The organism is Streptomyces fragilis (genome assembly GCF_003112515.1).
GTDB classification, from domain to species: domain Bacteria; phylum Actinomycetota; class Actinomycetes; order Streptomycetales; family Streptomycetaceae; genus Streptomyces; species Streptomyces fragilis.
The window spans coordinates 1492634-1511304 of record NZ_BEVZ01000002.1; the positions used below are offsets into that span (position 1 = coordinate 1492634).

General features: G+C 74.1%; 16 protein-coding genes. 6 read left to right on the forward strand and 10 right to left on the reverse strand.

From position 1 onward, the window contains the following. Nucleotides 1-73: 73 nt before the first annotated feature. The 4 genes from Sfr03f_RS08265 to Sfr03f_RS08285 form a co-directional block, all read right to left on the reverse strand. Nucleotides 74-1012 carry a penicillin-insensitive murein endopeptidase gene (locus Sfr03f_RS08265; protein ID WP_108952997.1) on the reverse strand — a complete coding sequence of 313 codons (939 nt, stop codon included), beginning with the start codon at nt 1010-1012 and terminating at the stop codon, nt 74-76. Between the two features lie 144 nt (nt 1013-1156). Beyond that, nucleotides 1157-2941 carry a glycoside hydrolase domain-containing protein gene (locus Sfr03f_RS08275; protein ID WP_108952999.1) on the reverse strand — a complete coding sequence of 595 codons (1785 nt, stop codon included), beginning with the start codon at nt 2939-2941 and terminating at the stop codon, nt 1157-1159. Between the two features lie 341 nt (nt 2942-3282). Further along, a complete protein-coding gene (locus Sfr03f_RS08280) occupies nt 3283-4494 on the reverse strand; it encodes a GDSL-type esterase/lipase family protein (RefSeq protein WP_108953000.1) in 1212 nt (403 codons plus the stop codon). A gap of 39 nt (nt 4495-4533) precedes the next feature. Next, on the reverse strand, nt 4534-5118 hold the full coding sequence (locus Sfr03f_RS08285; RefSeq protein WP_108953001.1) for a TetR/AcrR family transcriptional regulator: 585 nt from the start codon (nt 5116-5118) through the stop codon (nt 4534-4536). A 115-nt stretch (nt 5119-5233) separates the two neighbouring features. Between Sfr03f_RS08285 and Sfr03f_RS08290 the strand changes: the two genes are divergently transcribed. Further along, entirely contained in the window at nt 5234-6226 is a 993-nt protein-coding gene (locus Sfr03f_RS08290; protein ID WP_245967454.1) for an SDR family NAD(P)-dependent oxidoreductase, read from the forward strand. Between the two features lie 98 nt (nt 6227-6324). Here the strand turns inward: Sfr03f_RS08290 and Sfr03f_RS08295 are convergent, their stop codons facing one another. Next, complete coding sequence (locus Sfr03f_RS08295) at nt 6325-7515, reverse strand: L,D-transpeptidase (RefSeq protein ID WP_245967455.1); 1191 nt, start codon at nt 7513-7515, stop codon at nt 6325-6327. A gap of 191 nt (nt 7516-7706) precedes the next feature. Here Sfr03f_RS08295 and Sfr03f_RS08300 point away from each other — a divergent pair, with 191 nt between their 5' ends. From Sfr03f_RS08300 to Sfr03f_RS08315, 4 genes are all read left to right on the forward strand, one after another. Beyond that, nucleotides 7707-8879: a lipid II:glycine glycyltransferase FemX gene (locus Sfr03f_RS08300; RefSeq protein ID WP_372514267.1), complete on the forward strand. Its 1173-nt coding sequence runs from the start codon at nt 7707-7709 to the stop codon at nt 8877-8879. Nucleotides 8880-8988: 109 nt separating this feature from the next. Beyond that, nucleotides 8989-9672 carry a response regulator gene (locus Sfr03f_RS08305; RefSeq protein WP_108953004.1) on the forward strand — a complete coding sequence of 228 codons (684 nt, stop codon included), beginning with the start codon at nt 8989-8991 and terminating at the stop codon, nt 9670-9672. Then, complete coding sequence (locus Sfr03f_RS08310) at nt 9669-11282, forward strand: sensor histidine kinase (RefSeq protein ID WP_245967456.1); 1614 nt, start codon at nt 9669-9671, stop codon at nt 11280-11282. The genes Sfr03f_RS08305 and Sfr03f_RS08310 overlap by 4 nt, the downstream gene beginning before the upstream one ends. Further along, nucleotides 11279-11863 (forward strand): hypothetical protein, encoded by a 585-nt coding sequence (locus Sfr03f_RS08315; RefSeq protein WP_108953005.1) that lies wholly within the window; start codon nt 11279-11281, stop codon nt 11861-11863. The genes Sfr03f_RS08310 and Sfr03f_RS08315 overlap by 4 nt, the downstream gene beginning before the upstream one ends. A 54-nt stretch (nt 11864-11917) precedes the next feature. Here the strand turns inward: Sfr03f_RS08315 and Sfr03f_RS08320 are convergent, their stop codons facing one another. The 3 genes from Sfr03f_RS08320 to Sfr03f_RS08330 form a co-directional block, all read right to left on the reverse strand. Continuing rightward, nucleotides 11918-13144 (reverse strand): cytochrome P450 family protein, encoded by a 1227-nt coding sequence (locus Sfr03f_RS08320; RefSeq protein ID WP_108953534.1) that lies wholly within the window; start codon nt 13142-13144, stop codon nt 11918-11920. Nucleotides 13145-13338: 194 nt separating this feature from the next. After that, nucleotides 13339-13854, reverse strand: a complete 516-nt coding sequence (locus tag Sfr03f_RS08325; protein ID WP_108953006.1) for a cupin domain-containing protein — start codon at nt 13852-13854, stop codon at nt 13339-13341. A gap of 151 nt (nt 13855-14005) precedes the next feature. After that, entirely contained in the window at nt 14006-14374 is a 369-nt protein-coding gene (locus Sfr03f_RS08330) for a hypothetical protein (protein WP_108953007.1), read from the reverse strand. Between the two features lie 102 nt (nt 14375-14476). Between Sfr03f_RS08330 and sigJ the strand changes: the two genes are divergently transcribed. Then, nucleotides 14477-15403: an RNA polymerase sigma factor SigJ gene (gene sigJ, locus Sfr03f_RS08335; RefSeq protein WP_108953008.1), complete on the forward strand. Its 927-nt coding sequence runs from the start codon at nt 14477-14479 to the stop codon at nt 15401-15403. Between the two features lie 315 nt (nt 15404-15718). On the opposite strand, the gene argG is transcribed toward sigJ, so the two are convergent. Both argG and Sfr03f_RS08345 read right to left on the reverse strand, forming a co-directional pair. Further along, nucleotides 15719-17161, reverse strand: coding sequence for an argininosuccinate synthase (argG, locus tag Sfr03f_RS08340; RefSeq protein ID WP_108953009.1), 1443 nt, complete (start codon nt 17159-17161; stop codon nt 15719-15721). Nucleotides 17162-17175: 14 nt separating this feature from the next. Beyond that, nucleotides 17176-18573, reverse strand: coding sequence for an MFS transporter (locus tag Sfr03f_RS08345; protein ID WP_108953010.1), 1398 nt, complete (start codon nt 18571-18573; stop codon nt 17176-17178). Between the last annotated feature and the right edge of the window lie 98 nt (nt 18574-18671).

Consider the following 18671-nt stretch of genomic DNA (forward strand, 5'->3'; position numbering starts at 1 on the left):
GATCGAGCGGGGCCGGCACCGGGACCGAGGCCGCAGCCCCGGTCCCGGTCAGGGTTCCGTTCCGGTGACGGAACTACCGGTAGCGGATGTGCAGGTGGTTGTCGTGGTTGGCGTAGCTCGTCGTCAGGCCCTCCGCGATGAGCTGGGGGTCGTTGAAGAAGATGAGCTCCACCCGGCCAGGAGCCTTGGCGCGGATCTCCTGGACCAGGCGGCGGGTGGCCGCGCGGTCGTAGGCGGAGGACTGCCAGGTGATGCGGCCCGCGGTGCACTGGGCCGAGTCGGTACGGGCGGGCCACACGTCGATGTCCATGCCGACCTCGTGGCTGGCGTGGCCCGGGATGTCGCCGCCGTGCTCGAAGCCCGCGTCGCCGACCGGCAGCCTGCCGTTGCCGGTGGCGGCGAACGCGGCGGCGGCCGCCTCCAGTTGGGCGACGGCGCCGGCGGTGGCCCAGTGCGCGCCTGCGTTGCCGTCCGGGCTCTGGGCGCACATCGTGCCGGGGCCGAAGTCGATCCTCTCGTAGTGCCAGAGCAGGTTCTTCCAGGTGGCCGGGCCGACGACGCCGTCCACGCCCAGCCCGGCGTGCGACTGGAACGTGCGCACCGCGGAGGTGGTGGCCGGGCCGAAGTCCCCGTCCACCGTGAGCCCGGCGCCCCGCTTGGCGTTCAGTACGGACTGCAGGGCCTTCACCGCGGGGCCGTTGTCACCCTCTCGGACGGTGAGGACCAGCGCGCCCCAGGTGGCGGCGCCGACCACGCCGTCCGCGGCCAGGCCCTCGGACTGCTGGAAGGCGACGACGGCACTCCGGGTGCCCGAGCCGAAGACGCCGTCGGTGGCCACCGAACGCCCGTGCGCTGTCAGCAGGTGCTGCAGGGCGAGGACGTCGGTGCCCCGGCTCCCGCTCGCGGCCAGCGGGAAGGCGGCCTGGGCGAACGCCTGGGCGGGAACGCCCGCACCGAGCAGCAGCCCGGTGAGGGCGGCGAACAGGACGGCGAGGTGACGCAGTCGCCTCATGACTTCCCCTCTCCTGCGGCCCACGGACCCCGTGGACCTCGTCGACCTCGTCGACCTGGTTGACCTGGTTGACCTCGTTGATTTCGTGGGTCTGTCGTGTGCGGGGTGTCCCGCGTGTCCGGCGGAGGTGGTCACGGGGTCACGTCACCGCCCCGCCTGGAGGGCGCCCCAGGTGCCGGAGCCGACGACGCCGTCGACGGCCAGCCCGCGCGAGGACTGGTAGTCGCGCACCGCCTGGTCGGTGGCCGGGCCGAAGCTGCCGTCGATCCCCACCGTCCGGCCCAGCGCCGCGGTCAGCGCGCGCTGCAGCCGGGTCACCGGCTCACCCGTCGAACCGCTCCGCACGACGGTGGTCGCGCCGCGGGCGAGCAGTGCCGTCCAGGTCCTGGGGCCGACCACGCCGTCGGCGGTGAGGCCCTTGGCGCTCTGGAAGGTGCGGGCCGCGGTCGTCGTGGCCGGTCCGAAGACGCCGTCCGGGGTCCCCGCGTCGTAGCCGGCGGCGGTCAGCAGGCACTGGGCGGCCTTGACCAGTTCGCCGCTCGAGCCGCTCTGCACCGTGGCGTAGGCGGAGAAGTTCAGGTTGGCCCCGGAGCAGGTGGGCGTCGGCGGGGTGGAGCCGGTGCCCACGTCGAGGTAGTCGCGGTCGATGTTGATCGAGTAGCCGCCGTAGGACTCGGTGACCTCGCCGGCGTACTGGTGGATCCGCTGGTGGTTCGCCCAGTACGTGGACGGCACGTAGGTGCCCGTGTTGGTGTCGGCCGCGCCGTTCCACCAGGCGTAGAACAGATGGTCGACGCGGGTGTACGCGGAGTTGTTGTACTCCGCGGCGGCGTCCCTGATGCCGGACGCGGCGCTCGAGTAGAAGCCCGAGAGGTAGCCGCCGCTGTGCAGGCGCTCGGTCCAGCCGGAGAGGTAGGACAGCACCGCCGCCTTGCAGGAGGCCGTCGAGGTGTAGGCCTCGATGTCGCTGTAGATCGTGCTGCCCGCCGGGATGCCCAGGTTGGAGGCCGCGGTGATCGCGGTGGCCGCCGCGCTGACGCCCTGCGACCTGGCGGTGGCCGGGTCGGCGGACATGCGTAGGGAGAAGCTGGTGCACGGGGCCTGGCGGCCGACGTCGATGGGGAAGAGGCGCCAGCCGTTGGAGGTCTGGGAGGTCACCCAGCTCGCGGTCAGGTTGGGCTGCGAACAGCCGCGGAAGGAGCCGCTGATGTACACGCCGACGGCGCTGTACGGGGAGCTGGTCTGCCAGGCGTTCATGGCGGCCGTCGAGGGGGCGGCGCAGGCGTCGAAGCCCTTGCCGAGGTACGAGCCGGGCTGCGGTCCGACCGCCGCGAGCGGCGCCACCGTGGCCGGCTGCCCGGCGGCGCGCGGGAGTTCGGTGCGGCGGGCGGCGGAGGTGAGCTCCGCCGTCGCGAGGACGTCGCGCACCAGGTCCTCGGTGTCCGGGGTGTGGGCCGCGGTCACCAGGACGCCCGCGTCCTCCACGGCGATCCGGACGGTGTCGTCGCTGGAGACCGCCGACGGCACGGTGGCCCTGCCGCGCTGGGCGCGGGCCGTCGCGGCGGTGACCTGCCCCGCCGAGCGGGCGGTGATCGGCTCCACCACGATGCCGGCGGTGCGGCCGACCAGGTGGGCCGGGCAGTCGTTCTGCTCGCCGGGGGCGCCCAGGTAGACGGCGGGACGGTCGAAGCGGACGCAGGCGCGCGGGTTCTCGGTCAGGTCGACGACCTGCCAGTCGGCGGGGACGTCGATCCGGTACCCGTGGTAGGCGACGGTGCGGGAGCCGGCCGCGGTGTCCCGGACCTCGGAGGCCTGTGCCGGTCCGGTCAGGAAGGAGGCGCCGAGACCGGCGAGGGCCGCCAGCAGCGCGGTGGCCGAGCGGAGTCTTCGGCGGGGGGAACGGTGGTGGGGGGAGGGCTGGGGGGACATCGGGCACTCCTTGTCGGGTGGGGGTCGCGGCGGCCCGCCTATATGGCGAGCGCATGACAAGAGGTGGAGCGGGGTGCCGGGCGCGCCGAACGACGAGCGGCGGTCGGTGGGCGTCGTGCTATGCGCGTTGAACGGCCGGGCAGGGAGAGACTGGCGGCCGGATGAGGGCATGTCAACACCTCGCAGCCCCGGCCGGAGGACGGCACGGCCCGGCCCCGGAAACCGACAGAGGTCCAGGCCGCTGAAGGGGGGTGACGACGGACGCCCGCCGTCACCACTGCCCGTCACCGGGGCCGGCGCTCCGGGGGAGCGGACCGGGCCGGCCGACGTGGAACGCGGCGTCAGCCGGCGAAGGGGGCGCGGGGGCCGAACGCCAGGCGGGCGAAGTTCTCGGCGATGCGGCGGTGGCCCGCGGTGGAGGGGTGGATCCCGTCCGGCAGCGGGAGCTCGGCCTCGTCCTCCTCGCCGAACAGCGCGAGGCCGTCGAGCAGGTGCAGGTTCCCGTCCTCGGCCGCGCGCTCCTCGACGATCCGTGCCAGGACCTCACGGATCACGGTCAGCGTCAGCCGGCCGGCGGGCACCTCGGCCGGGTCGCCGGTGGCCTTGAAGCGCACCGAGCCGTCGGCGAAGTCCGGCATCAGCGGACCGGGCGTGTCCTCCTGCACCGGGCACAGGATCGGCGACACCACCAGCAGCGGGGTGTCGGGGTGTCCCTCGCGGACGGTGTCCAGGAAGCCGTGCAGCGCGGGTGCGAAGGCCCGCAGCCGCATGGCGTCGGCGTTGACGATGTTGATGCCGACCTTCACGCTGATCAGGTCCGCCGGGGTGTCCCGCACGGCGCGGGCGGTGAAGGGGTCGAGCATGGCGCTGCCGCCGAAGCCGAGGTTGACCAGTTCCACGCCGCCGGCCGCGGCGGCCAGGGCCGGCCAGATCTCCGTCGGGTGGGTGGCGTTGGACCCGTGGCTGATGGAGCTGCCGTGGTGCAGCCACACACGGCGGCCGCGCTCGCGGGCCGGCTCCACCGGGGCGTCGGTGCGCAGGGCGATCAGCTCGGTGATCTCGTTGTGCGGCAGCCAGATCTCGACGTCCTTCTCCCGCGCGGGCAGGCCGTCGAAGACCGCGGTGCCCGTGGCGCCCTCGCGCACCTCGACGGACCCGTCGGCCAGGTCCACGGTGCGCACCCGGCCGCCCGGGACCACGCTCCGGCCGGCGAGGACGCCGTCGACCAGCAGGTCGTAGGAGCCGTCCTGCGGGGCCGGCGCGCCCCGGTAGGCCCACCGGGTGGGCAGCGCGTCCAGCTCCACCCGGGTCGCCCGGGTGCGGAAGGCCAGCCGCACGCCCGAGGGCTGGGCCTCGGCCTGGGCCAGGTTGTCGTCGGGTATCTGCCGCCGTGCGCGGGCCGGCAACCGGTGCGGCAGCAGTCCGTGCGCGGTGCGCTCCACGTCCAGGGCTCCGCGCAGGAGCCCGGCGGTGACGGGCGTGGTGACCGTGGCGATGGCCGACGGGGTGACGGAGGCGGTGGTGGGGGCGTCGTCGGGCGTGGGGCTGTTCATCGGGTGCGACCTGGTTCCGTTGCGGTGGGGGGTGGCTGGTCATTCCTCGGAGGCCGGGGATGCCCGGTGGGCGCGCAACTGGGCGTCGAGGGAGTCGACGATCCAGTTCCACGACTCCTCGGGGTCGACGGGGGTGTGCGCGAAGCCGCCGCTCAGCTCCAGTTCCACGTAGCCGTGGAAGATCCCGCCGAGCATCCGCACGGCGTGCGTCCGGTCCGGCTCGGCCAGGTGGTAGCCGCGCAGGACGGCCCGCATCATGCGGGCGTGGCGCACCCCGGCACTGGCCGCCGCGGTGTCCGGGTCCAGCCGGTACCGGGCGGCGGCGTAGCGGCCGGGGTGGGCGCGGGCGTACGCGCGGTAGGCGTCCGCGAAGGCGGCCAGGGCCTCCTTGCCGGAACGGCCGGCGAGCGCGTCGGACACCCGGTCGGCCATCTCCTCCAGGGCGAGCAGGGCGATGCGGGTCTTCAGGTCGTGCGAGCTCCGCACGTGCGAGTAGAGGCTGGCGACCTTCACGCCGAAGCGGCGGGCCAGCTCCGAGACGGTGACCTGGTCGAACCCCACCTCGTCGGCGAGCTCGGCCCCGGCCTCGGTCAGGCGCTGCGGGGTCACTCCGGCACGTGCCATCCCCTGCTCCTCCCGCTCGTCGGCTGTATCCGGCGACATCCATTATGCAGCAACCTAAAGGCTTTAGGTAGCGGCGAGTTTCCGGGGATCCAGGCCATCTGGACGGTGCGCCGACATGTCTGCCACCCTGACGGACGGGCCGGCCGGACGACCACGCCGGCCGGCTGCCGCCGCGGCGGCAGCCGGAACCCCGTCGTTCGCCACGGCCGTCACGGCCGACGGCTCCTGGATCTTCTGCGGAGGGCACGTGGGCAAGGTCTGGTTCATCACCGGGGCGTCACGCGGATTCGGACGCTGCTGGGCGCAGGCCGCGGTGGCCCGCGGCGACCGGGTCGCCGTGGCCGCCCGCAGCGAAGCGGCCCTGCGGGCCTTCGCGGACGAGCACGGCGACGCCGTGCTCCCCCTCCCGCTGGACATCACCGACCGGGCCGCCGTCTTCGCCGCCGTACAGCGCGCCCACGCCCACTTCGGACGCCTGGACGTCGTCGTGAACAACGCGGGCGTCGGCCTCATCGGCTGCGTGGAGGAGGTCACGGAGGACGAGGTCCGAGCCGTCGTCGACGCCAACATCCTCGGCACCCTGGCCGTCACCCAGGCCGCGCTCCCGCTGATGCGCGGTCAGGGAGGCGGCCACCTGATCCAGGTGTCGAGCAGCGGCGGGATCGAGGCGTACCCCGGCATGGGCCTGTACTGCGCCACGAAGTGGGCCGTGGAGGGCATGTCGGAGGCGCTGGCCGACGAGGTGGCGCCGTTCGGCATCAAGGTCACCGTGCTCGAACCGGGCGGATACGCGACCGACTGGTTCTCCGCCGCGCCGCGTTCCGCCCCGCACCCCGCGTACGGCCCCCTGCACGACCTGCTCGACCCGACCCTGACACCCGAGACCCTGCCGCCTCCCGAAGCGACCGTGCCCGCCGTGCTCGCCCTCGTGGACAGTGCCGACCCGCCCCGACGGCTCCCGCTGGGGAGCTACGCGCTCCGCGCGGCCGCGGAGGCCGGGCAGCGGCGGCTCGACGGCCTGGCCGCATGGGACGCCGTCATCCGGGCCGCCGACGGCGTCCCCGCCACGGACGCGACCCCGCCGTCGCAGGAGGAGTCCCTGGCGTAGAGGAGAAGTGGAGGGGCGGAGAGGCCGAAGCCGGGCGGGCGGCCAGGCGTCGCCGCGGACGCCGGGGCCGCCGGCCGTGGCGGGACCGGGCACGGGGGTCAGCGGAGCGCGCTGCTGGCCTTCCACCGGGCCCACGGCACGTTCCACGCGCCGAAGCCGTTGCCCGGTGCGACGACACCCTTGGTGTCCCTGCCCTTGATCTCGAACGGGTCGCCCGGGCGGACCTGGTCGTAGAACCAGGCGGCGTTCGCGTCGCTCATGCCGATGCAGCCGGAGCTCATGTTCGCCTTGCCGAAAAACCTGTCGTTCCACGGCGCGGCATGGGCGTACATCCCGGACCAGGTCAGCCGCATCGACTTGTCGACCATCTTGTCGTAGGCGTCGGCGAGCCCGACCGTCTCGGAGTTCATGTTGATCGTGCCCTCCTTCGCCATCAGCACCGCCGTGCCGCGCCAGGAGCGCTTGTCGCCGCCCGGGGTACCGCCGGAGACCGGGATCGTGCGGACCGCCTTCCCGTCCCGCTCCAGGGTGAGCTGCTTCCTGTCGAGGTCGACCTTGACGACCTGGCCCGCCCCGACGGTGAAGCGGGTGGTGTAGTCGCGGACGAACCAGCCGCCGTCCCCGGAGTCCGTGCCGTTCAGCTCGGCCTCGAGGGTGACCTCGGTGCCGGGCTTCCAGTAGCGCCTGGGGCGCCAGTCGATCCGGTCGCGGCCGGAGTGGTCCTCCAGCCAGGCCCAGGAGCCCTCGGTGCCGTTCGAGGTGCGCACCTTCAACTGCCGCTCGACGGCGGCCTTGTCGGTGACCGGATGGTCGAAGACGAGGGAGACCGGCTGGGCGATGCCGACGGTGGTGTCCGCGCCGGGCCGCCAGTCCACCTTGTTGACCTTGTCGGCCGCGGCCGTGGTGAACACGGACGTGGCGGTGGCCCTCGTGCCGGCCTTCGTCGTGGTCACGGCGGTCACCGTGTACGAGGCGCCGGGGACCGCCCTGCGCCGCGAGGCCCACTTGGTGCCGTCGGCGGCGACCTCGCCGACGAGTTCGCGGCCCTCGCCGTCGGTCACCCTGACCGAGGTGAGCGTGCCGCCCGCCACAGTGACCCGCACCGCGCCACCGGCCCGTACACCGTCGCCCTTCGGCGTCACCGTCACCCTCGCGGGGCGGTCCTCCGCCGCCCGGGAGCCGCCCTTGGCGTCCCCCGCCGCGTCGCTCGGGCCCGCTCCGGCGGAACAGGCGGTGAGCGGCGCCAACAGCACCGCCACCGCCGCGATGTGCACACGTATCTGGCTCAACGGAGCCTCCGTCCATGGTGGTTCGGGGTGGAATACGGCGACTGTAGGGCCGAGGACCCGCAGGTGAGCGGTGGTGCGGGCCATGTGACGGCGATTGCGGAACAACGGTCATGGTCCGGTCACATTCGCCGCGCGCGGCGGTCACGGGCGGCTGTGAGCATTGTCCGCATTCCCACAGAGAGGCTCACACCGTGTCAGCGATGCTCGCGACGGCCGCCCGCGGCCGGGAAACACCGCTGGGTCCCGTCACCGCCGAGACCCACCGTTCGTTCCTCGCCTCCGACACCGGCTCGGCACTGGGCGCCGGGTTCCTGCAGTGCCCGTCCTGGGCGCAGGTCAAGACCGGTTGGCACGCCCGGACGTTCGGCTGGGGGCCCGACCCGGCGGCCGGCCGGCTGTCCGGAGTCGCTCTCGTCCTGCTGCGGCCCCTGCCGGGCACCCGCAAGTACTTCGCCTACCTCCCGGAAGGACCCGTCGCCGACTGGGCCGACCCGGACATCGACGGCTGGCTCGGCCCCCTGCTGAGGCAGCTGCGCGCGTCGGGGGTGTTCGCGGTACGGATCGGCCCCTCGCCCGCGTACCGCCGCTGGAGCGCGGCGCGCCTCAAGTCGGCGACCGGGCCGGGCCGCAGGCTCTCCGACGTGCTCGCGAACGAGGTGGACCCGCTGGGCACCGCCGTCGCCGAGCGGCTGCGGGCCCGCGGCTGGAACCGGTGCGGCGGCGAGGACGGCGGGGACGCGCAGCCGCGCCACGTCTTCCGCGTACCGCTCGCCGGACGCACCCAGGACGACCTGTGGTCCGGGCTCAACCAGGAGTGGCGGCGCAACGTCCGCCGGGCGCAGAGGTCGGGCGTCGAGGTGGTCGTCGGCAGCGCGGCCGACCTCCCGGAGTTCCACCGGCTGCTGCGCGTCACCGAGGAGCGCGACGGGTTCCGCCTCGGACGGGACCTGCGGTACTACGAGCGGCAGTACGCGGCCCTCAACGACGAGGAGCCCGGCCGCATGCGGCTCTACCTGGCGCGGCACGAAGGGGAGATCCTCGCCGCGCACACCATGATCCGCGTCGGCCGCCGGGTCTGGTACCAGACCGGTGCCTCCGCCGACCACCGCCGCGAGGTCCGGCCCTCCAACCTGCTGCAGTGGCGCATGCTGCTCGACGCCCACGCCCACGGCGCCGACGTCTACGACATGCGCGGGGTGCCCGCCACCCTCGACCCCGGTGACCGTCCGTACGGGCTGCTGCGCTGGAAGCTCGGCACCGGCGGCGAGGTCGTCGAGACCCTGGGGGAGTGGGAGAGACCGATGGACGGCACGGCCAACCACGCGCTGTACCGCGCCTTCCGGGCCCATCTGGCGCGCCGGTGAGCGCCACCGCCACGGCCGGCGCCGTGCGCCGGCCGGAACCGTGGAACCCTCGGCGATCGTGAAGCTTCCAGAACCCGTCCACCTCCGACCCCCCAGGGATACCCCGCACATGCCCCGCGTGCTCCTGATCGAAGACGACCCCTCCGTGCGCGAGGGCGTCGAGCTGGGACTGCGCCGCCGCGGCCACGAGGTCCGCACGGCCGCCACCGGGGAGGCCGGCCTGGCCGCGCTCCGCGAGTTCCGTCCCGACCTGCTCCTGCTGGATTTGATGCTGCCCGGGATGAACGGGGTCCAGGTCTGCCGCCGGGTGCGGGAGGACAGCCAGCTGCCCATCATCATGCTCACCGCACGCGGCGACGACTTCGACGTCGTCGTCGGCCTCGAGGCCGGCGCCGACGACTACATCGTCAAACCGGCCCGCACTGAGGTGATCGACGCCCGCATCCGGGCCGTGCTGCGCAGGATCGAGCCCCCGGGCAGCGGCCGGCCCGCCGTCGAGTTCCACGGAGACCTCGCCGTCGACCGCGCCGGCCTCACCGTCACCAAGGCCGGGGTACGCCTCGCCCTCGCCCCCTCCGAGATGAAGCTGCTGCTCCACCTGACCGCCGCGCCGGGGCAGGTGTTCAGCCGGCAGCAACTGCTCGAGCACGTATGGGAGCACAGCTACCACGGCGACGCCCGCCTCGTCGACGCCTGTGTCCGCAGGCTGCGCAACAAGATCGAGGACACCCCCGGCAGCCCTCGCTACATACAGACCCTGCGGGGCTTCGGCTACCGGTTCGGCCCCCTGTGACGGCCGCCCGCACCCGCCTGCGGCGGATCGCCCCCTCCGGGCTGCGCACCCGGCTCGTCCTGGCGTTCCTGCTGGTCGCCGCCGTCAGCGCGGGGACGACCGCGGCCCTCACCTACCGCGAGGCGCGCAACGCCGTCCTCGTCAGCGCCCAGGACACCGCCGTCGCCTCCTTCCGCGAACAGGTGGGGACGCTCGCGCCCGCACTGCCCGTCGACCCGGAGACGCTGCGCGAACAGCTGTACGTCATCGCGAGCAAGGCGAAACCGCACCCGTGGATCGTCTTCGCCGAGTACGGCTCGCTGCGGGTCTCCTCGAGCACCCGCCCCACCTCCTCCGTCATCACGGCCGACCTGCGCCGCGCCGCCCTGACGACGTCGCACAGCAGCTTCGAGAGGGTGGTGAAGGACGACGTCCCCTACCTCACGATCGCGGTGCCCGTCCTGACGAGGGACGGAGCGGGCGGCAGCATGCCGACCGGGCTGGTCCTCTTCGCCGTGATGCCGATGCACGACGAACAGGCCGGAGTCGAGGCCCTGGTCGGCGCCGCCCGTGACGGCGCCCTGCCCGGTCTCGCCGTCGCCCTCGTCCCCGCGCTGATCGCCGCCCGCGGCGTGCTGCGCCCGGTCCGGGAGCTGCGCGAGGCCGCCCGCTCCATGGGCAGCGGCCGGCTCGACGCGCGGATCAAGGTCTCCGGGAGGGACGAACTGGCGGACCTGGCCCGCACGTTCAACGAGTCGGCGGCGGAGCTGGAGAGGTCGGTCGGCGAACTGCGGCAGGCAGAGGCCCGCGCCCGCCGGTTCGCCTCCGACGTCTCGCACGAACTGCGCACCCCGCTCGCCGGGATGCTCGCCGTCACCGAGGTCCTCGACGAGGACGCGGACGGCCTCGACCCGGACACCGCCCGGGCCGTACGGCTGGTCAGCGCGGAGACCGGCAAACTGGCGGTACTGGTGGAGGACCTGATGGAGATCTCCCGCTTCGACGCCCGCGCGGCCGAGCTGAACACGGACGAGGTCGACGCCGCGGAGACGATCCGCAGGACGCTGCTGCACCGGAACTGGACCGACCGCGTGCGCACCGAGCTGCCCGACGGGATCCGGGCCCGTCTGGACCCGCGCCGCTTCGACGTCGTGGTCGCCAACCTCGTCGGCAACGCGCTGCGGCACGGCTCCGAGCCGGTCACCGTGCGCCTGGGCACCCGGACGGCCGCCGACGGGGCGGGCACGCTGGTCGTCGAGGTCGCCGACAGCGGGCCCGGCATCCGGCCGGACGTGCTCCCGCACGTCTTCGACCGCTTCTACAAGGCCGACGCGGCCCGCACCCGGTCGGCGGGCAGCGGCCTCGGTCTCGCGATCACCCGGGAGAACGTCCGGCTGCACGGCGGCACCGTGCGCGCCGGGAACGGACCGGCGGGCGGCGCCGTCCTCACGGTCGAGATCCCGCTCGGCGGGCCCACCGGCCCGGACGGATCCGGCGCGGACGAATGCGGGACGGACGGATCCGGACCGGACGGATCCGGGACGGACCGTGGCGCGCACGGGTCCGGCGCGGACGCGGCGGCAGCGCGGACGGGGCAGGCGCCCGGCGACACGAAAGGGGCCACGGCATGAGGGCGCGGCTGCGCGCGGCCACCGCGCTCGCGGCGCTGCTCCCGCTCACCGCGTGCGGCATCCAGGAGACGGACGTCATCGAGGCGGGCGGCGGCGCGACGGTCGACGTGCTTCCCGCCCGTCAGGTCAGGATGCTCCTGTTCTTCCTGTCCCCGGACGGTCAGCCGATCCCCTCGCCCCGGATCCTCGACGGCGACGCGGAAGCCGGCGGGCAGCGCGTCCCGGCCGGCTCCACGGAGGCCACCCCGCCCTCCGTCGAGGACACCGTCGCCGCGCTGCTGAGCGGGCCGATCCCGCCGGAGAGGCACGCGGGACTGGGCAACGACCCGTCGCTGCCCGGCCCGAGGACGCCCGTGACCGTGACGGTGTCCGACGGCACGCTGGTGCTCGACCTGGCGGCGTCCGTCGACAAGCTCACCGAACGCGCCGAACGGCAGCTCGTCTGCACGGCGGCGTACGCGCAGAGCGCCGCCGGCGGCGCGCCGGTGACGCTCCGGGGCACCGACGGCACGCGCGCACCCGCCCGCTGCGACCTCCGGCCGGGGCCGGAACCCGCCACCACCGGGACGGCCCCGCGCTGAAGCGGCACCCGGCGCGGGTGTCGACCCGCACCGCGCGGGTCGTCCCCGGCGCCCCTACCCCGCGCCGTACAGCCGTACGGGCAGGCGCTGGTGCCCGTTGCTGATGAGGGAGGGCACCGGACGCAGCTCCTCCGCCGGGACGGCCAGGGTCATGTCCGGGAACCGTTCGAACAACAGCCGCAGCGCGGTGGCGACCTCCATACGGGCCAGGGGAGCGCCCAGGCAGAAGTGCACGCCGTGGCCGAAGGCCAGGTGCTCCTTGCCGGCCCGGGCGACGTCGAACGCGTCCGGGTCGGGGTGCCAGGAGGGGTGGCGGTTGGCGGCGGCGTACGAGGCGAGGACCGGCGCCCCCTTGGGGATCACCCGCCCGTCGGGGAGGGGGACGTCGACGACGGCGTAACGGAGCGGCAGGTGCTTCACCGCCGGTTCGAGGCGCAGGGTCTCCTCGACCACGTCGTTCCAGCCGACCCGGCCCTCGCGGACGTGGGCGAGCTGGTCGGGGTGGGTGAGCAGCAGGGTGACCGCCTGGTCGACGGCGTTGCCGGTGGTCTCGTACCCGGCGCTGATCATCAGCAGGAGCGTGTCGCGCAGTTCGGCGTCGCTGAGGCCGCGCGCGTCGCCCTCCTCGTCGCGGGCGGCGATCAGGAAGGAGGTCATGTCGTCGGCCGGCGCGACCCGTTTCCTCGCGATCAGCTCGTCGAGCAGCCGGTAGAGCGAGACGGCGTTCGCGGTGGCCTCCTCGCTGCTGAGCGTGGTGGTGAACACGCCGTCGACCAGGCGGCGGAAGCCGGCGCGCTGGTCCTCCGGGACCCCCACGAGCTGGGCGATCACCGCGATCGGCAGGGGGAAGGCCAGCTTCTCCCGCAGGTCGACGACCTCGTCACCGGTTTCCGCGATGTCGTCCAGGAGGCGCGTGACGAGGGCCTCGACGGTGGGGGCGAGCGCGCCGACGGGGCGGGCGCCGAAGGCGGGGGAGATCATCCGGCGCAGGCGCCGGTGATCGCCGCCGTAGGCCGTGAACATGTTCCGCACCGACACCCACAGCGCCAGCGGCCAGGTGGGCGCGACAGCGGCGAAGTCGGGCCAGTGGGCGCGGGGGTCCTTGGAGACGTCCTTGCCCACCAGCAGCCTCTTCAGGAGGTGGGGATCGGAGACGGCCCAGGCTTGCACGCCGAGGAGGTCGACGAGTGTGGCCGGGCCGCGGGCGTGCAGCGCCCGGTGTTCGGCGTGCGCGTCCGAGCCGGTGGGATCCAGGACGAGTAACGAGTCGTCGGGCCGCATGCGGGTCCTTTCGGGGGCGGTGGCGGGAAGGAACACAGGGAGGCTTTCCAGCGCGTGGGCGAAAGGACCGGGCCGGCGGCGCTTTTCTCGACGGACCGGGCGACGCCTCAGTGCGGGAACCGGCGGGGCGGCCGCGTGATCACCGTGTCCGCCACGGGGTATCGGCTCCGCCGCCCGGTGGTCCTCCCGCCGCCTCAGCTTTCCCGCTCACGGGCGCCGGCCCGCTCCTCCTCCCAGGCGCTGCTGCGCAGGAAATGCGTGTCGTACCGCTCCTGGACGTCCAGCAGGCTCTCGGGGGAGGCCTCGCCGAGGGCGATGCGCTGCAGGTGGCGGAAGTAGTCGAAGCGTTCCACCCCGGGCGTGATGACGACGAGGATGTCGGCGTCGTGCCCGGGCGGTGCGGCGAAGGCGTGCGGCAGGCCGGGCGGGACGACGACGAGGTCGCCGGGCCCGGCGGTGACGACCTCCTCGCCGGACAGCAGCCGGGCCGTCCCGGACAGCATGAAGAACATCTCCGCCGAGTTGTCGTGGCGGTGCGGCCGGGCGCCGTCGGCCCCGCCGGTCAGGGTGGCGCGCACGACGGACAGCGCTCCGCCGGTCGCGCTGCTGTCGGCCAGCAGCCGGATGGCCGTGGGCAGCCGCCCGGTGACCTCGGCGTCCGCGGCGCGGACCACCACGGACTCGGAGAAGTCGGGCGGGATCAGCGACATCCGGGTCTCCCTGTGCTCGTGTGCGGGTGCCTCGCCGGGTGGGGCCGGGGGCCCGGGTGTCACCGACGGTGCGCAACGGGCCGTCGGGCCGGCCCGGGGGCCGCCCGGCCGGCGGCGCGGTCCCGGGGCCGAGTATGCCGAAGGAGCCGGCTCACCGCCGCACGAACGCCAGCACGCTCAGGCCGAACATGGCCACGCCCAGGGGGAGATGGACGGACGGCACGTGCGCGACGCCGAGCACCACCTGGGCCGAGGCGAGGACCAGGAAGCCCGTCGCCTGCCACACCGGCCGGAGCGGGCCGCCCCCCGGCCTCCACGCCAGCACCGCCGCGAGCAGGTACAGCATCGACGCCCCGTACATCACCCGCGCCCCCACGCTGTGCAGCGTCTCCCCGTACGGCTCGGTCAGCAGCAGCCCCGCGGACACCGCCTGGAGGAAGATCGTGGACGTCTGCAGCGCGATCGCGGCCCGCAGGAACGAGGAGCCCCGTCCCGCGGTCGCCGTCACCTCAGTGGCCATGTCACAGTCCCCTTTTCCGCCCCTCGGGCAGCACGTCGATATGGTCTCGACAGCTCGACGACACGGGCCTGCGAAAGGTAAGGCGGGGGGGGCGGACGCGGCATGGGGACAGCGGGGGCCGGGGCGGACGGGGTGACCGGCGAGCGGCGCAGACTGATCAACGTCGCCTACCGGCTGCTCGGATCGGTGGCCGAGGCCGAGGACGCGGTGCAGGAGGCCTACGCGCGCTGGTTCGCGCTGCCGCCCGGCAGACGGCGGGAGATCCGCGTCCCCGGCGCGTGGCTGACGACGGTGACCGGCCGGATCTGCCTGGACCTGCTGGGCTCGGCGCGGGCCCGCCGCGAGCGCTACGTCGGCGCGTGGCTGCCCGAGCCGCTGCCCGACCGGACCGAGTGGGAGCGCGCGGGCGGCACCCTCCTCCCCGCCGACCCCGCCGACCAGATCGTCCTGGACGAGTCGGTGTCGATGGCCTTCCTGGTCGTGCTGGACGCGATGACGCCGGCCGAGCGGGTGGCGTTCGTCCTGCACGACGTCTTCCGGTACCCGTTCGTCGAGATCGCCGACGTGCTCGGCCGGACCCCGGCCGCCTGCAAGCAGCTGGCCTCGTCGGCCCGGCGGCGGCTGGGCGGTACGCGCGCTCCGGAGCCGGAGCCGGAGCCGGAGCCGGACGCCCGGGCGGACGTGGTGCGGCGCGTCAAGGAGGCGTGGGAGAGCAAGGACATCGAGACGCTGATCGGTCTGCTCGACCCGGCCGCCGTGATGACCGCGGACGGCGGCGGCATGGTCGGCACCGTGCCGCACCCGGTGGAGGGGGGAGCGCGCATCGCCCGGTACATGGCCGCGATCGCCGACCGGGCCCCGGGGCTCGAGCTCGTCGAGCGGTCCGTCGGCGGGGTGCCCGGCCTGGTGGCCAGGCGGGCCGGGGTGGTGGAGACGGTCGCCTCGTTCGACGTCTCCGGCGGGCGCGTGGCCCGGGTGTGGGTGGTCCGCAACCCGGAGAAACTGCGCCCGTGGCTCCGGGACGGCTGACGGCCGGGCTCCCGGGGGCGGCAGCGGTGCGGCATCCGCGGCGTCCGGCCGCCCGAGGGCAGTGGTGCGGCACCCGCGGTGGCGGCAGCGGTGCGGCATCCGCGGCGGCGGCCTCACGAGCGCGGGCCGGGGGTGCCGGCACCGGTCCGCGTACGGCACGGCACGGCGACGTCGAACGGCGCTGCGGCGCGGCACAGCGCCGCGACCCGCCCGGAGCGGGCGCACGAGGCGGGCGCACGACGCGGGCGCACGACGCGAAAGGCCGGCCCGGGGTGATCCGGGCCGGCCTCGTGCCGTGCGGGCGTCCGCGACGGGTCAGTCCGTGCCGGCCTCCATGGCCGCGCGGTCGAGCAGCTCGTCGTCCTCGGAGACCTCGCCGCGGGAGGCGATGGCCTCCGCGCCGCCCTCGGGCATGGTGCCGATGAGGCCGGTGACCTGGGCGGCGCCCAGCGCCGGGCTCGCGCCGGTGCCGAGCAGGCCGAGGCCGGCGTACTGCTCCAGCTTGGAGCGGGAGTCGGCGATGTCCAGGTTGCGCATGGTCAGCTGGCCGATGCGGTCCACCGGGCCGAACGCCGAGTCCTCGGTGCGCTCCATGGAGAGCTTGTCCGGGTGGTAGCTGAACGCCGGGCCCGTGGTGTCGAGGATCGAGTAGTCCTCGCCCCGGCGCAGCCGCAGGGTGACCTCGCCGGTGACCGCCGCGCCGACCCAGCGCTGCAGCGACTCGCGGATCATCAGTGCCTGCGGGTCCAGCCAGCGGCCCTCGTACATCAGGCGGCCCAGGCGGCGGCCCTCGCTGTGGTACTGGGCCAGGGTGTCCTCGTTGTGGATCGCGTTGACCAGGCGCTCGTAGGCCGCGTGCAGCAGGGCCATGCCCGGGGCCTCGTAGATGCCCCGGCTCTTGGCCTCGATGATCCGGTTCTCGATCTGGTCGGACATGCCCAGCCCGTGGCGGCCGCCGATGGCGTTGGCCTCCATCACCAGGTCGACGGCGGAGGCGAAGTCCTTGCCGTTGATCGTCACCGGACGGCCCTGCTCGAAGCCGATGGTGACGTCCTCGGCGGCGATCTCGATCGACGGGTCCCAGAACTTGACGCCCATGATCGGCTCGACCGTCTCGATGCCGTTGTCCAGGTGCTCGAGGGTCTTCGCCTCGTGCGTGGCGCCCCAGATGTTGGCGTCGGTGGAGTACGCCTTCTCCGTGCTGTCCCGGTAGGGCAGGCCGTGCGCGACCAGCCACTCCGACATCTCCTTGCGGCCGCCGAGCTCGGTCACGAAGTCCGCGTCCAGCCAGGGCTTGTAGATCCGCAGGTTCGGGTTGGCGAGCAGGCCGTAGCGGTAGAACCGCTCGATGTCGTTGCCCTTGTAGGTCGAGCCGTCGCCCCAGATCTGGACGTCGTCCTCGAGCATGGCCCGCACCAGCAGGGTGCCGGTGACCGCGCGGCCCAGCGGCGTGGTGTTGAAGTACGCCCGCCCGCCGGAACGGATGTGGAACGCCCCGCAGGTGAGCGCGGCCAGGCCCTCCTCGACGAGCGCGGCACGGCAGTCGACCAGGCGCGCGATCTCGGCGCCGTAGGCCGTGGCGCGGCCGGGCACCGAGGCGATGTCGGGCTCGTCGTACTGGCCGATGTCGGCGGTGTAGGTGCACGGGACGGCGCCCTTGTCGCGCATCCACGCGACCGCGACGGAGGTGTCGAGGCCGCCCGAGAAGGCGATGCCGACGCGTTCGCCGACGGGGAGGGAGGTGAGGACCTTGGACATGGGAAGATTATGCATCAACCCGTATGGTCATGCAAAGCGGGTTCCTCGGAGGGCTTCACGGAGGACTTCACGGAGGGCCTCGCGGAGGACTCGGCGGAGGGCTCCGCAGGGGGTTCCGCGGTGTCCGCCGTCCCGCGCGCTTCCTCCGGTGCGATGTCCAGGCGCCGCAGGTGCCGCTCGCCCGCGCGGGCCGCCGGGTGGATCGCCACGGCGGCTGTGAGGATGACCGCGGCGATCACCGCCCAGCCCGCGGCGCCCCAGGACATGGCCAGGTAGGTGTACGCGGCCGGCGCCCAGACCGACCCCAGGTTGTAGCCGAGGCCCACCACGCCCTCGTACTCGCCGCGCCGCTCGGGGTCGGCCAGCTCCGCGACCAGTCCCCACTGTCCCGCCGACTGGTACAGCTCCGCCCCGGTCACCGTGACGTGTCCGACCCACATCAGCGCGATCGTCACCCAGCCCGCCGTGTCGTGGGTGACGGCGATGATGCCGCAGGAGACCAGGAAGCAGAGCGCGCCGCGGCGCTGTGCGCGGAGCGAGTCGGTCACCGTGGCGACCCCTCGGGCGGCGGCCACCTGCAGGGCCACCGCCATCACGGTGTTGGTGCCGTACAGCCAGGCCAGCACCACCTTCGGCGCGTCGGTCTCGGCCACCAGCCACAGTGGGATGACCGTCATCAGCAGCACCTGGTGGGTGCCCAGCACGCCGTTCAGGAAGGTCATCAGCACGAAGGGACGGTTGCGCAGCGCGGCGCGCGGATCGCGGCGGCGGCCCGGGCGGGCCGCGCTCTCCGCCACGGCCACGGCGGGCACCACCGGCTCGGGCCGGGGAGGTTCGGGGAGCCGGGTCACCCAGTAGGCGTTGGCCAGCAGCACCACCGAGGTGAACAGGGGCACGGCATGGACCAGGGTGAGGCTGTCCAGGGCGAGGGCCAGGCCGCCGGCCAGGGCGCCCACGGAGTACCCGGCGTTGCGGGCGGCGCGCAGGTAGGCCCGCGCGTACACCCGCTTCTCCCGCGGGAAGACCTGCGTCTGGTAGGCGCTGCGCCCGGTGCGCACCCAGGTGTTCGCCAGGCTCAGCGGGATCAGGACGGCCAGCGCCGTGACGAAGGAGTCGGCGAGGAACCAGGAGGCGAAGAACACGGCCTCCAGGGCGGAGCCCACGATCCAGCTGCGCCGGGTTCCCACCCGGTCGGCCAGGCGGCCCAGCGGCACCGAGAACACGAACGCCGCCGCGAGGGAGAGGGTCAGCATCAGGCCGACCTGGGCGGGACTCAGTCCGACGACCTGGGTGAAGTACACCGCCTCCCCGGTGATGAAGGCGCCCTCGGCGAACGCCGAGAGGACCGACTGGGCCGACATCGCCCTGACGAGGCGGTCTTGGGGGAGTAGGCGGGACAGCGGCGAGGGCATGCGGCGGCTCCTGGAATTCGACCAGGGGCAGTCTTCGCCGCGTAATTCTTGACGTCAAGATAATTATCGCGGGCCGGAGGGGCGGAGGGCCGTCACCC

Coding starts and splice junctions, on each gene's coding strand:
- Sfr03f_RS08265 (WP_108952997.1), bottom strand. CDS start 1,012: ATGAGGCGACTGCGTCACCTCGCCGTCCTGTTCGCCGCCCTCACCGGG.
- Sfr03f_RS08275 (WP_108952999.1), bottom strand. CDS start 2,941: ATGTCCCCCCAGCCCTCCCCCCACCACCGTTCCCCCCGCCGAAGACTC.
- Sfr03f_RS08280 (WP_108953000.1), bottom strand. CDS start 4,494: ATGAACAGCCCCACGCCCGACGACGCCCCCACCACCGCCTCCGTCACC.
- Sfr03f_RS08285 (WP_108953001.1), bottom strand. CDS start 5,118: ATGGCACGTGCCGGAGTGACCCCGCAGCGCCTGACCGAGGCCGGGGCC.
- Sfr03f_RS08290 (WP_245967454.1), top strand. CDS start 5,234: ATGTCTGCCACCCTGACGGACGGGCCGGCCGGACGACCACGCCGGCCG.
- Sfr03f_RS08305 (WP_108953004.1), top strand. CDS start 8,989: ATGCCCCGCGTGCTCCTGATCGAAGACGACCCCTCCGTGCGCGAGGGC.
- Sfr03f_RS08315 (WP_108953005.1), top strand. CDS start 11,279: ATGAGGGCGCGGCTGCGCGCGGCCACCGCGCTCGCGGCGCTGCTCCCG.
- Sfr03f_RS08320 (WP_108953534.1), bottom strand. CDS start 13,144: ATGCGGCCCGACGACTCGTTACTCGTCCTGGATCCCACCGGCTCGGAC.
- Sfr03f_RS08325 (WP_108953006.1), bottom strand. CDS start 13,854: ATGTCGCTGATCCCGCCCGACTTCTCCGAGTCCGTGGTGGTCCGCGCC.
- Sfr03f_RS08330 (WP_108953007.1), bottom strand. CDS start 14,374: ATGGCCACTGAGGTGACGGCGACCGCGGGACGGGGCTCCTCGTTCCTG.
- sigJ (WP_108953008.1), top strand. CDS start 14,477: ATGGGGACAGCGGGGGCCGGGGCGGACGGGGTGACCGGCGAGCGGCGC.
- argG (WP_108953009.1), bottom strand. CDS start 17,161: ATGTCCAAGGTCCTCACCTCCCTCCCCGTCGGCGAACGCGTCGGCATC.
- Sfr03f_RS08345 (WP_108953010.1), bottom strand. CDS start 18,573: ATGCCCTCGCCGCTGTCCCGCCTACTCCCCCAAGACCGCCTCGTCAGG.